The 12,425-nt window shown below is 51.3% G+C and carries 9 protein-coding genes; 4 read left to right on the top strand and 5 right to left on the bottom strand.

Features of this window, described 5'->3' with window-relative positions:
• Positions 1-27 precede the first annotated feature (27 nt).
• A complete protein-coding gene (locus AABK39_RS23070) occupies positions 28-804 on the bottom strand; it encodes a class I SAM-dependent methyltransferase (RefSeq protein WP_338395369.1) in 777 nt (258 codons plus the stop codon).
• A 480-nt stretch (positions 805-1,284) separates the two neighbouring features.
• Here AABK39_RS23070 and AABK39_RS23065 point away from each other — a divergent pair, with 480 nt between their 5' ends.
• Both AABK39_RS23065 and AABK39_RS23060 read left to right on the top strand, forming a co-directional pair.
• Complete coding sequence (locus AABK39_RS23065; protein ID WP_338395368.1) at positions 1,285-2,727, top strand: alkaline phosphatase PhoX; 1,443 nt, start codon at positions 1,285-1,287, stop codon at positions 2,725-2,727.
• Between the two features lie 132 nt (positions 2,728-2,859).
• On the top strand, positions 2,860-4,704 hold the full coding sequence (locus AABK39_RS23060) for a cytochrome-c peroxidase (protein WP_338395367.1): 1,845 nt from the start codon (positions 2,860-2,862) through the stop codon (positions 4,702-4,704).
• Positions 4,705-5,090: 386 nt separating this feature from the next.
• Here the strand turns inward: AABK39_RS23060 and AABK39_RS23055 are convergent, their stop codons facing one another.
• The 4 genes from AABK39_RS23055 to AABK39_RS23040 all read right to left on the bottom strand — a co-directional run bounded on the left by AABK39_RS23055 (position 5,091) and on the right by AABK39_RS23040 (position 9,474).
• The gene (locus AABK39_RS23055) at positions 5,091-5,903 is read right to left on the bottom strand and encodes an ABC transporter ATP-binding protein (protein WP_338395366.1); all 813 of its coding nucleotides are present in this window, start codon (positions 5,901-5,903) and stop codon (positions 5,091-5,093) included.
• On the bottom strand, positions 5,900-6,937 hold the full coding sequence (locus tag AABK39_RS23050; protein ID WP_338395365.1) for an iron ABC transporter permease: 1,038 nt from the start codon (positions 6,935-6,937) through the stop codon (positions 5,900-5,902). Before AABK39_RS23050 ends, AABK39_RS23055 begins: the two co-directional genes overlap by 4 nt.
• Position 6,938: 1 nt before the next feature.
• Positions 6,939-8,111 (bottom strand): ABC transporter substrate-binding protein, encoded by a 1,173-nt coding sequence (locus AABK39_RS23045; protein WP_338395364.1) that lies wholly within the window; start codon positions 8,109-8,111, stop codon positions 6,939-6,941.
• Between the two features lie 310 nt (positions 8,112-8,421).
• Complete coding sequence (locus tag AABK39_RS23040; RefSeq protein ID WP_421825173.1) at positions 8,422-9,474, bottom strand: LacI family DNA-binding transcriptional regulator; 1,053 nt, start codon at positions 9,472-9,474, stop codon at positions 8,422-8,424.
• A gap of 385 nt (positions 9,475-9,859) precedes the next feature.
• On the opposite strand from AABK39_RS23040, the gene galK reads away from it, so the two are divergent.
• Positions 9,860-11,026 (top strand): galactokinase, encoded by a 1,167-nt coding sequence (gene galK / locus AABK39_RS23035; protein ID WP_338395362.1) that lies wholly within the window; start codon positions 9,860-9,862, stop codon positions 11,024-11,026.
• A gap of 227 nt (positions 11,027-11,253) precedes the next feature.
• On the top strand, positions 11,254-12,318 hold the full coding sequence (locus tag AABK39_RS23030; protein ID WP_338395361.1) for a UDP-glucose--hexose-1-phosphate uridylyltransferase: 1,065 nt from the start codon (positions 11,254-11,256) through the stop codon (positions 12,316-12,318).
• The last annotated feature ends 107 nt before the right edge of the window (positions 12,319-12,425 follow it).

The raw sequence follows: 12,425 nt of genomic DNA, 5'->3' as shown, positions 1-12,425 counted from the left end.
CAGTTTTGTCCCCACTCCCAAATTTCGTCAAATCTTTTGCGCTACAATCGCAATGGCGTTCAGGTTGGATTCGTGTTTTTTGAAAGTCCTTCGCATCGTTAGAATATGCTTCCTCAAATCCGGAAATCTCAATACGTTAAAAGCTATTTTCAACGTCCTGAAAAAACCTTCGTCGTCTATTATTCTGCTAGGTTCAAGCAAGTGCATGGGCCTTTTCGCTATATAAACCACCTTAAATCCTTCGTTCTCTATCAGGTTTATCCATTCCTGCGAGGTCAAGGGCCTGGCGTTCACCTTAATGCTCTTCGCCACGTCTTGCAGGATATTCGCCTTGTCGCTTTCGCTTATATTATCGGGAGACAAACCCAGCTCATGGATGCCGTAAAATCCGCCTTTTTTCAGAATACGGCTCGCCTCCCTGATAATTTCCGATTTACGGTGATCCGCCTGCATTGACAACATCGCCTCTCCGTAAACTTTATCCAGACTATCCGACTCAAGGTTGGAATTGGCCGCGTTTCCAGTAATTATTCTCCGGCCCTCCCCATTAATGGTTTTTCTAAGCTTTTCCGCCACTTCCTCATTCAACTCCACCCCTGTGTAGGACTGAGGCCGGTGCCCAAGCGCTATAGAAGCGGTAAAACCCAGTCCCGGAGCAAACTCGGCAATGTCGTCTGTTTCGGTAATGTCCAACTTACCGATCAGCTCCAATGTCAATTCCTTTCCGCCTGGGCGAAGCACTTTCTTTCCGGATTTTGCCAATGCCCAATGTCCTTGTCTAGTGTCGATAGTCTTATTGCTCATTTTAGTCTATGTGTTTACGCTTATGGGTTTCACCATTTCCCCAATCCCTGAAATAGTATCCGCAGGAAAATTAAGAGGTCTTAATATTTTAATTATTTAGACTTGATAAAAATAACATAGCGAAAATAGACTTCTTATGACTAGACTCACATCGTCAAACTTGGCCTTGTTTTTTGCTAGAATAGTATTCTGTAGATATGCTGATCCGGAAACAACATTAAGCCAATAGTACCGTCACCGAACGAAAATCATCAAATATTAACGGAAAATGCCGTAAACAACGGACGGGAACGTTTCCAAACTAGCACCTCTGAAAAAAAGCAACGCCGGTCATTATCATTTCCATAACAAACCTTCCGTTTCAAAAAAATAGGGTAACAAACGAGCGCGTTTACTTCACGTTTTGAAAAAACGCCATTCAACGCCGAATAACATTCGATTCGTTCCTTTGCGCCATCAATCAATCGAAACAACCCTATTATGAAAAATCTCCTGAAAGGCGGACTGTTCGCCATGTTGGCCCTGGCCTCATGCAGCGACAACGACGACGAAGCGCCGGTGAACAACGTAAAGCTCGAAAGCCACTCGTCCACACCGTCGTTTCTGAAGCTTTCTCCGGGCTTCACCAGCACTCAGGTTTACTCGCTTATTTCTTCCGAAGACAAGCTCCCGCAATCGCCGGGTTTCGTCTACGGTTCCATGGCCGACGGCGCCGGTTTACTCAAGAACGGCGACGGCACTTTTACGCTGATCAACAACATCGAGGCCGATTACTCTATCGCCCGCATTACGTTGTCAGACACTTTTAAGCCCGTAAAAGGAGAATATATCCTTAACGCCGAGGCTACGGCAAACACGGCCCAGTGTTCGGGCAGTATGATTACTCCCGAAGAGCACGGCTTCGGACCGCTTTACCTTTCCGGCGGCGAGTGGGGCGGTTCTTCCAAAGGCGTTTTCGCCACCCACCCTTTCAAAAACGCCAGCGAAGCCAGCAATGCGCAGATGCTTACGGCTTTCGGACAATGGTCTACGGAAAACGCCGTGGTAATCGGCAAGGACGCTTATCCTGACAAAACCGTTGCCTTCATCGGCGACGATCACTCCGACAACAATGTTCCTTCCGGCCAGCTGGGCATGTACGTAGGCGCCCGCGGCGACCTGAACGGCGGAAAACTCTACGGCCTGAAAGTAACCGACACGGATATCCAATACGAAATGGATATGAAGGAAGGAAAGTCTTACCCTGTCAGCTTCGTTCAGCTCAACGAAACCCAAATCGACAACCTCGACGCCGAGGCCAAAAGCAAAGGCGTAATGGGATTTTCGCGTCTGGAAGACATCGACTGGCGTCGCGGATCGGCGGCCAACAACCGCGAGATTTATTTCTGCGTGACCGGACGTAAAAAAGACGGGCTCATCGGAAAAGGAACCGTATACGGCCGTATCTACAAAGTGACGCTCAACGACCAAGACCCGACCGACGCCGGTACCATCACCTGCGTACTCGACGGCGACTTGGCCGGCGGAAAAGCCAAAGCCTTCCACAGCCCGGACAATATCTTGGTGACGGATAACTATGCCTACATCCAAGAAGACCCGAACGGTTACGCCGACAACGCCGACAAGACCCACTACGCCCGCCTGTATCAGTATAACCTCAATACCGGCGAGTTGAAAACCGTTTTGGAATGCGACCAAGACAAAGCCGCTTCCCAAAGCTACGGAAGAACCAACAAGGCTTGGGAAATCACGGGAATGATCGACATCTCGAATATCATCGGAAAAGACGACACCTTCTTGCTGATCACACAGATGCACGGCTGGGAAAAAGAAAAAGCTTTCACCGATCCGAAAGCCAACCCGAGCCCGGAATCGCGCAAAGAGGGTAGCCAACTCTATATTATCCAAGGTTTGGCCCGCTAATAAAGCCTCATCAATTATCAAAAAGCGAGGTCTGGACGGCCTCGCTTTTTTAGTTATAAACCAGAAGGCGCAAAGCGCCAGCCTTCCACCTTTCCTAATTCGGAACTTCTAGGTTCCAATTCCTCCAGAATAATGAAATACCATACGACCCCAACCATACGATTCGAATCGCTCGTCAGCATATCGTTTTATACCCTCTGCTTTGTTCTACTGTTCGCCTGTTGCTCGGGCCCGAAACAAGTAACCGAAAAGACTCCGCTGAAAACAGTTGAGAACATTTACAAATCGGATCTGGAACTGTGCGCCGCCCATCTCGATTCAATCACAACATCCGATGACATCGACAAGCATTTTGCCCTTGCCAGGGAATATTTTAAACGCGCCGAGCCCATCCTCGCCTATGTTGACAAGGACAATTACAAATCGCTGAACCAGCCCAATATCCTAAGCGTAGAGGAAGAGGATTTGACCGATATAAAAATCAATAATCCCTTCGGCCTACAGGTAATGGAAGAACAACTGGCCGAAGAACAGCCGGATACGGCGGCCATAAAAGAAAACTCCCGCCTTACGGAAAACAGAGTCAGACTGATTCTGCACAACACTAAACTGAAACTGGAAAACCACCACATCATATGGCTGGTGCGGGAGTCCGTGGTCAGAGTGAGCCTTACGGGAATAACCGGGTTCGACTCGCCGGCGGCGCTTAACTCGTTGCTCGAGGCCGTTACGGTTTACGAAAGCCTGAGGAATATCCTGAGCGCCTATCGCCAAAACTTCTCAAACGAAAACCTGTACAACGAATGGCTCACCGAAATCGACCGGACCACGCAAGCCCTGAAGGGCGACTTTGACCGGTTCGACCGATACTCGTTCCTAAAATTCCGCACAGCCGAACAACTCCGCCTCATCAACCGCACGATCAAAGACTGGGAAGTGGAATTCCCTTTCGAACTGGCTTTGAGAAACGACGCCGTCAGCCTTTTCGCTCCAACGGCCTTCAACGTCAACTTTTTCACCGATTACAGAAACGGCAATACCGATACGGAAAGCAAGATCGTATTGGGCAAAAAACTGTTTTTGGACAAAAGACTCTCCCGCTCCGGCCAGATGAGTTGCGCCACTTGCCACGACGAAAAGCTGGCCTTCACCGACGGGCTCAAGACTTTTCCAAAACAAAAAAGAAACACCCCGACCCTGCTCTACTCCGGTATGCAGAAAGCGTTTTTCTACGACAACAGGGCCGGAAGCCTTGAGGGCCAGATAGCGGGAGTGGTCAAAAACAAAAACGAGTTCCACAGCGATATGGCCCTGCTCACCGAAACCGTAAAAGCCGACAGCGCCTACGCCAAAAGCTTCCGCAAAATCTACGGCAAGAGACTCAACCACACCACCATCCGCAACGCTATCGCGTCATACGTCCGTAGCCTCGCTCCTTTCGATTCCAAATTCGACCGGAACGTAAACGGATCCGAAAACACCTTGACCGCCAGCGAAATCCGCGGATTCAATCTCTTCTCCGGCAAGGCCAAATGCGCCACATGCCATTTCCCGCCACTTTTCAACGGCACCATTCCGCCGGAATACAAGCGTACGGAGCTGGAAGCCCTAGCCGTCCCGGCCGACAAATCCGAACAGCCGGAAATAGACCCGGACCTGGGACGTTACGAACTTTTCAAAACCGAGGAAAGAAAGCATTTCTTCAAAACACCAACCGTCCGCAACATAGCTGAAACGGCGCCCTATATGCACAACGGCGTATATGACAGTCTGGAAGAGGTAATGGAATTTTATAACAACGGCGGCGGCCACGGCCTCGGAATCCGTCTGGAACACCAAACCTTACCGACCGATTCGCTACACTTAAACAAAAGGGAAATCAAAGACATAATCGCGTTTATGCGAAGCCTAAACGATCAGGCCTATGAGCGGAATAACAAAAAAGAAAAGCCCCAAGAGCTGGCTTCCGCAAAATAAGGTCGTGACACACTACCGTCCTAGTACTAGACACAGGTAATGTCTAGTACTAGGACGGCCTCATGCCTAACGCTAGGACTGAGTCATGCCTAGCACTAGGACCGGCCCCTGCCTAACGCTAGGAACACAACCCGGTATCTTTTCAGAGCAAAACCGCAAGGAGTATAAAGGAGAGAAAAGCAAGACGGTTACGAACAGGGCAAGCCCTTTCCCTACATATTGGCGTACAACTTTTTACATTAAACAAAAAAACACAAAACTGGCGCAAGCGTCACACTCGTTCCTACAAGCATAAGAGCCTCCGGCTCTTTACCTTGATTTTCAACACCATACATTCAGAAATACAGTACCTAATACGTAATACCTGATACCTAAGACAAAAAAAATCACCCCTTATAACCTTCCCGAATCCTAAACCTTCCCGCACCATAATCATACTCCAACCAATCCGTCTCGAAAGCCTTGGCAATATCGCCTCCGCTTACCAGTTGCTCGGGCGTACCGCACAATACGGCACCATCGCCGGGCATCAGCCAAAGGCGGTCCGCCACTTGGGTGGCCATATCCGGATCGTGGGTCGACATCAGCACCGCCTTTCCAGTGGAATGCGCCAAGCTCTTGAGCAAAAGCATAATCTCGGCCCGGCCCGGAAGGTCCAAATGGGCGGTAGGCTCGTCCAGCAAAATCACGTCCGTATCCTGCGCCAAAACCCGGGCAATCAGCACCCGCTGTTTTTCGCCGTCGCTGAGGCTGGAAAAAGTTCTTCCCGTAAATCTGGAAGTTTTGGTAGACTCCATCGCCTCGTTTACCTTTTCGTAATCCTTGGCACCCAGCTTCCCTGACCAGCCGGTATAAGGGCTTCTGCCCAAAGCCACTATCTCGTCCACGTACATATCGGCCACCATCTCCGGACGGCTGGCCACCATGCCCAACAGTTTGGCCTTTTGCCCCGGCCCCAAGGCGCCTAGGCTGTTTCCGCATAGGCTCACCTCTCCGCCAAAGGGTTTTCTCAAACCGGCCAAAGCCCTCAGCAAAGTGGATTTTCCGGCGCCGTTCGGTCCCAAGAGGCAACACAACTCTCCGGGCATCAGCGCCACGTCGGCTTTGTTTACCACCGTCCGGTGTCCGGCTTTGTCGGCATAGCCTACCGTCAGGTCTTTGGCGCTGAGTACGGCTTTGTCCATTTCTTCTCCCTTCATCGTCTTCCTCTGGATTTCAAAATCACCCTGATTACCACCGGAGCGCCGATTAAAGAAGTCACGGCGTTGATAGGCAATACGCCGTCGGCGCCGGGCCAATGCGCCACGCGATCGCAGAGCAAAAGTATAGCCATACCCAACAGGGCGCTGGCGGGCATCAGCACGCGGTGGTTTTCGGTACCGAACACGGCCCGCGCCACATGCGGAACCGCTACGCCCACAAAGCCCACGGGACCGCAAAACGCGGTGACGCATCCGACCAATAGGCCGTTGACAAGAATAATCACCGTACGGTTTCGCTCCACACGAAAGCCCATCGACCGGGCGTAATCCTCACCCAGCGCCAATCCGTTAAGATTTTTGGCGAAGCCGAAAGACAAAACCATAGCCACCAATACGAAGCCCGCGAATATGGGAAGCTGTTCCAAAGTAACGCCTCCCAAGCTCCCGAAGGTCCAAAGGATAAATTCTTTCACTTTATCGGCCTCGCTGAAATATTGCCACACGCTGACCAAGGCCACGGCCAACTGCCCGATCATCATACCGATAATCAGCAACACCACTTGGTCGCGTACCTTGGCGGCCATTCCGGCTACCAAAAAGGCCAACAATCCAGCTCCCACGCTGGCGGCCAACACCAACACGGACGCTCCCGAAACGCCCAGATGGCTTACGGCCAAAGCCGTCGGGACGTAACCCGAGGCCAACATTACGAAAGCCACGCCCAACGTGGCGCCAGCCGTAACGCCAAGCACCGAGGGCCCGGCCATCGGGTTGCGGAAAAGCGTCTGCATCTGCAAACCGCTCATCGACAAGGCCGCGCCGGCCAGCAGTGCCGTCACGGCTCGGGGAAAACGTATCAGACTAAGGATCTTCCACGTGACGGGATCGCCGTCGGGATTGACAGGGGCGCTAATGATCTTCCCTATCGGGATAGACACCGAGCCGTAAGCCAACTCGGCCACAAACAGCGCCACCACCGCCAAAGCCAGTAACGTAAATTTCAGGGCTTTGCCCTTTAAGGCTTGGCCCATCTTATTTCAGTTTTCGATAGTAATAGAGCTTATGCGCCGGAAAGAGGTCTGGGTGGGAAATTGTCGCCAGATCTTCCAAAACCACGTCGGGCCTGAATGTCCCCGACTCCCAAAAATCATTGGCCCCCACTCGATTTGTTCTGGCGTTGTTATTATAAACGTTCCCCAAAGTCACCGGCCCGAATTCGGCGTAACGTGAATCGAGGCCTTTCAAAGTTTTCAGGTCCGTCATGCTTCCCACATTCAGCCAATATGTAGCGGTCAGGGCTTTCGGGAAAACCGTCTCGATATCCAAAGGCAAACTTCCCGTTCCCGGCTTCGAGGCCCAAGGATATGAGAAACCGGCGTCGGCGAACATCTTGGCCCGGAAACTTTGGCCGGCGGGCATGTACCAAGTCCCTTTAAATGGCAAGCCTGCGATGGTTACGGGCTTCTTGTCGCTTTGCGAGACTTTCCGTTTTACCTCGGCGTATTTCTCCGACACTTTATCAAAATACTTGGACGCTTCCGCCAATTTTCCGTTCAACGCGCCAATCACCTTTATCCATTCGGCGCTTCCCAAAGCGTCTGTTTCCATCCAGTTCATACCGTACATGATCACTGTTCCGGACTGCTCCAACACGCCGAACGAGGAATTGCCCGAACCCGGCATACCCGACACCCACAACAAATCCGATTTCATGGCGAGAATCTTTTCCATATCCGTGGAAGTCCCTTCGCCTACGGCCAAAACTTCTCCCGCCTCGATTTTCTTATGGATAGCTTCGCTGTAAACGTACTTCGGAAGGGAAACCCCTTTAATCCTGCCGACATCGCCCAGTATATTCGCTCCGCCGATATATTCCGAAGACTGCGTAACCACGGAACGGACAGGCACATTGACCAATGTCCAATCCGCGGGGTGTACCGGAGCCTTTTCGCCACGGTTTACCAACAGATAGCTTTTCGAAACCACATCCTGCCCGTCGCCGGCGGTAATAGTTAAACGTACACAACCTTTATGCGCCCCCAACTCGAACCGCTTGGCATATCGCACCGAAAGGGAATCGCCCGCGGTTGCCGTCTCGGTTTTTATATCCTCAGTTTTTCCCTCATTTTTCTTTTTAGGAGAACAAGCGGCCAAGGCCAAAAACAAAACAACGGCGATTCGCCCAAAAACAAGCCTATCCATCATTATCAATCAATTAAAGTCAAAAATATCCGAGGTAGGTATCCGGTCTTAGGTATTTAAGTATTAGGTATGTTTCTAAACTTAAAATGGCCATGTGCCAATTGTATCCACTAGGGATAAAACACTCTGCCACATTCCCAAAAAACCTTCCCGCTTACTACGAAAAAGCGCCGAAAGCCTTTTTACCCGGCTATCGGCGCCATTCCTATATCATTCCGGAACGCTTCCCAGCCTTGCGGCAATATTAGGGCGCTATTCCGAAGAAAGCAAAAACAAAAAGCGCCAACCCTCGGGCCGGCGCTTTTCCGAACGGTTAACTTACCGTTTCCAATGTCTTGGTAGACCCTCGTTCCATCAGCGTCGTTTTCACCAAAGCCGTTCTTACCGGGGGCTCTTCCGCCTCTTCCGAATGGTAGGCCTCGATTTGCTCCAACAGCAACTTGGCCGCGTTTTCGCCCAACTCATACGCAGGCTGGCGAACCGAAGTGAGCGAAGGCGTCAACATATCGTTTACAGGCTCATCGGTGAATCCGACTACGGAAACGTCTTCCGGGATGCTTTTGCCTTCGGCCTTCAGCGCCCGGATAGCCTGCATGGCCACCGGATCAGTGATGGCGAAAATCCCGTCGATATTGTCTTCCGACAAAAACTCCAAAGTCTTGTCATAAGCGTCGTTTCTGAGCAAGTCGCAACGTTTCACCAAAGATTCGTCAAACGGAATCCCTTTGGCCTCCAACGCGTCGCGGTAGCCTTTTTCGCGCTGGCGCGAAATCAGCATATAATCCGGTCCGGACAAATGCGCCACCCTTTTACATCCGCTGTCCAACAAATGCGTCACAGCATTGAAAGCGCCCTGATAATCATCCACAATTACGGACGAAGCCGGCAAAGGCTTGCCCGGAATCCTGTCGAAAAACACGAGCGGATGCCCTTTTCCCAAAAGTCGCTCAAAGTGGCTATAGTCGCTGGTCTGTCTTGAACAAGAGACAATCAGGCCGTCCACGCGGCTTTTCACCAGCGTCTCGGTGTTGGCCATCTCGGTCTCGTAGTTCTCGTTAGACTGGCATATCATCACGTTATATCCCTTACGCGCCGCGTAGTCCTGGATTCCCCCAATCGCCGAAGCGAAAAAGTGCATGGCCAATTCCGGCACGATCACCCCGATGGTGTTCGTCTTCTTGTTGACCAAGCTCATGGCTATGGTGTTGGGTTGGTAATCCAGCTCCTCGGCCAAAGCCAACACGGCCTTCTTCGTTTCTTTGTTGATGTCCTCGGCCCCGCGCAACGCCCTGGAAACAGTGGATACGGAAACATCGAGTTTCCTGGCCAAATCCTTTATTGTCACTTGCCTTTTCTTTCTCCTCATGATCAACAATTTTTGTCGAAAAATCATTACCAAAAAGCCGGGCTCCAAAATAATACGCCATATCAAACAGGCGTCTGGCAGTCAGGCCCCATGCCGAGCCGGTTTTCATTAGCGACCCAAACACTTCCAAAATCATCCGAAATATAACCTTTGCAAGACATATTAACAAACCCCTGAAGGCGTCCTTGCGCTACGGTAAGGGCTGATTATCAGAAAAAATACCCGAAAGCGTTACCGAGAACGTTATTTTTAAACCAGTCAAATATTTGCCCTCACGGCCCTGTTTCTTTGCGCCATTTATTATTTATTTTTGACAAAAGCCAGAACGGTTAGCGCCTATCGGGGCGTCTATCCGATTTTTGGGTCAACGTTAATTTTTACGCTCATGATAGATACCAAAGTTTTAGGGGATAAGTTCCAGCAACTATACGGCAGCACACCGATAATCGCACGTTCGGCGGGTCGCGTAAACCTTATTGGCGAACACACCGATTACAACGACGGATTCGTGCTTCCAGCGGCGATTGACAAAGAGATCGTTTTCGCACTGGCCAAAAACAACAGTGACACTTGCAGGCTTTACTCCGTTGATCTTGACGACAGCGCCGAATTCTCGATCAGCGCCCCCGCCAAAACCGACAAGGCTTGGGCCAACTACGTTGTGGGCGTAGCGGCCGAGATGATGGCCATCGGCGCCGAGATCGGCGGTTTTGACTGCGTATTCGGTGGTGACGTTCCTTTGGGTGCCGGACTCTCCTCTTCCGCCGCTCTTGAGTGCGCTTTGGCCAACGGCCTGAACGAGCTCTTCGGTTGCGGATTCGATAAACTTACCTTGGTAAAATCGGCGCAGAAAGCCGAGCATAATTACGCTGGCGTGAAATGCGGCATCATGGACCAGTTCGCCAGTGTATTCGGCACTGCCGGACACTGCGTGCGCCTTGACTGCCGTACTTTGGAATACAGCTACTTCCCGTTGAATATCGACGGTTACAAACTCGTACTTTGCGACACTAACGTGAAGCACTCTTTGGCTTCTTCTGAATACAACACCCGTCGCGAGCAGTGCGAAAGCGGCGTGGAGATTTTGAAGAAATACCAGCCGGAAATCGCCAATCTCCGCGACGTGAGCCTGGAATTACTCCAAGCACACAAAGACGAGATGGACCCGGTGATCTACAAGCGTTGCGAATACGTGGTGAAAGAGAACGCCCGCGTGGTGAAAGCCTGCGAACACCTCGACGCCGGCAACCTCGAAGCTTTCGGCGAGCAGATGTACCTGTCGCACGAAGGCCTTTCGAACGATTACGAAGTAAGCTGCCCCGAGCTCGATTTCCTCGTGGAGCAGACCAGAAACAACGCCAATGTTCTCGGATCGAGAATGATGGGCGGAGGTTTCGGCGGCTGCACCATCAACTTGGTGAAAGAGGAGGCAATCGAATCTTTCGTGGCCGAGACTGCCGAGGCTTACCAAAAAGCCATGGGCAAAGAAATGAAATCGTACACCGTAGTGATCGGTGACGGGGCGAGGGTTGAGCAAGCGCCAGTTTGCTAAGCGAAAGCCTAATAAGTACATCCAGTAAAATAGCTTGTGTTTTGGGCGAAGAATGTTTGAAGCTTTAACCGGTTGCATTATACAGCTTTGGCTTGTCTTCGAGCAGTCTCTTTACGCTTTACCATTTACTTTGTACTACTTAGATATTAACGAAGCGGTTTTGTCATGTCGGGGCCACGGCTCCGGCATATTTCCTTTCCGCTAACAATAACATTGAGACTAAGGCCATGAGTGAATTCAGTTTTTCTGAACACCCGCACAAAAGATACAACATCCTTACCGGCGAGTGGGTACTCGTATCGCCCCACCGGACCAAACGCCCGTGGCAGGGCAAGGTGGAGAAGCCGGATTTGGCGCAGAAGCCAAGCTACGTAGAGGACTGCTACCTCTGCCCCGGCAACGAGCGCGCAGGTGGGGCCGTGAATCCGCAGTATGACAGCACCTTCGTTTTCCAGAACGATTTCGCAGCGCTGTTGGAAGACACCCCGGTGGGAACGTTCGAAAAAGGCGGACTGCTGAAAGCACAAAGCGAAAGCGGCGTGTGCAAAGTGGTTATCTTTTCTCCGGACCACAGCCTTACGCTTCCTTTGATGGAAGAAAACGACATCAAGAAAGTGGTTGACCTTTGGCAAAACGAGTACAACGAACTCGGAGCCCGCGAGGATATCGGCTATGTTCAGATTTTCGAAAACAAAGGCGCCGTGATGGGATGCAGCAACCCGCACCCGCACGGACAGATCTGGGCGCAACGCAACGTACCGGAACTCCCGGCCCGCAAAACCGAGAACATGGAGCGCTACTACGCCGAAAACGGACGCAGTATCTTGAGCGATTACCTTGATCTCGAACTTAAGGAAAAAGAGCGCGTAATCTTCAAAACGGATCACTTTGTGGCTCTCGTGCCTTTCTGGGCGGTTTGGCCTTACGAGACCATGATCGTCAGCAAGCGCCATATCCGCCACATCGGCGAAATGACGGAGGAGGAAAAAGCCGACTACGCCAAAATCATCAAAAAGATGACCACGGCTTTCGACAACCTCTTCGAGTGCTCGTTCCCGTACTCGGCCGGCATCCACCAAAGCCCGACAGACGGACAGGAGCACGAAGGATGGCATTTCCATATGCTTTTCCTGCCGCCGCTGTTGCGTTCGGCTTCGGTCAAGAAATTTATGGTGGGTTATGAAATGATGGCCAACGCCCAACGCGACATCACCGCGGAATACAGCGCCAACCGCCTCAGGGAATTGCCGACCACGCACTACAAACTCGGCGCGCAGGCCGAAAACGCGTAAGAATATTCAAAAAGGGAAAATGGAAGCTAAGTACATCCAGTAAAATAGCTTATGTCTAGTGAGAGGAATGCTTGAAGGGTTAACTTGTTGGTCTATTTGGCCTTAGA

It is taken from the genome of Fulvitalea axinellae, assembly GCF_036492835.1.
In the GTDB taxonomy this organism is placed as follows: domain Bacteria; phylum Bacteroidota; class Bacteroidia; order Cytophagales; family Cyclobacteriaceae; genus Fulvitalea; species Fulvitalea axinellae.
Note: the sequence above shows the minus strand (reverse complement) of the source record. Positions and strands in the feature narration are given on the sequence as shown.

What these genes read in the sequence shown, in the direction of transcription:
- AABK39_RS23030 (WP_338395361.1), top strand. Translation starts at nt 11,254, where the DNA reads ATGAGTGAATTCAGTTTTTCTGAACACCCGCACAAAAGATACAACATC.
- AABK39_RS23040 (WP_421825173.1), bottom strand. Translation starts at nt 9,474, where the DNA reads ATGAGGAGAAAGAAAAGGCAAGTGACAATAAAGGATTTGGCCAGGAAA.
- AABK39_RS23045 (WP_338395364.1), bottom strand. Translation starts at nt 8,111, where the DNA reads ATGATGGATAGGCTTGTTTTTGGGCGAATCGCCGTTGTTTTGTTTTTG.
- AABK39_RS23070 (WP_338395369.1), bottom strand. Translation starts at nt 804, where the DNA reads ATGAGCAATAAGACTATCGACACTAGACAAGGACATTGGGCATTGGCA.
- AABK39_RS23050 (WP_338395365.1), bottom strand. Translation starts at nt 6,937, where the DNA reads ATGGGCCAAGCCTTAAAGGGCAAAGCCCTGAAATTTACGTTACTGGCT.
- AABK39_RS23055 (WP_338395366.1), bottom strand. Translation starts at nt 5,903, where the DNA reads ATGAAGGGAGAAGAAATGGACAAAGCCGTACTCAGCGCCAAAGACCTG.
- AABK39_RS23060 (WP_338395367.1), top strand. Translation starts at nt 2,860, where the DNA reads ATGAAATACCATACGACCCCAACCATACGATTCGAATCGCTCGTCAGC.
- galK (WP_338395362.1), top strand. Translation starts at nt 9,860, where the DNA reads ATGATAGATACCAAAGTTTTAGGGGATAAGTTCCAGCAACTATACGGC.
- AABK39_RS23065 (WP_338395368.1), top strand. Translation starts at nt 1,285, where the DNA reads ATGAAAAATCTCCTGAAAGGCGGACTGTTCGCCATGTTGGCCCTGGCC.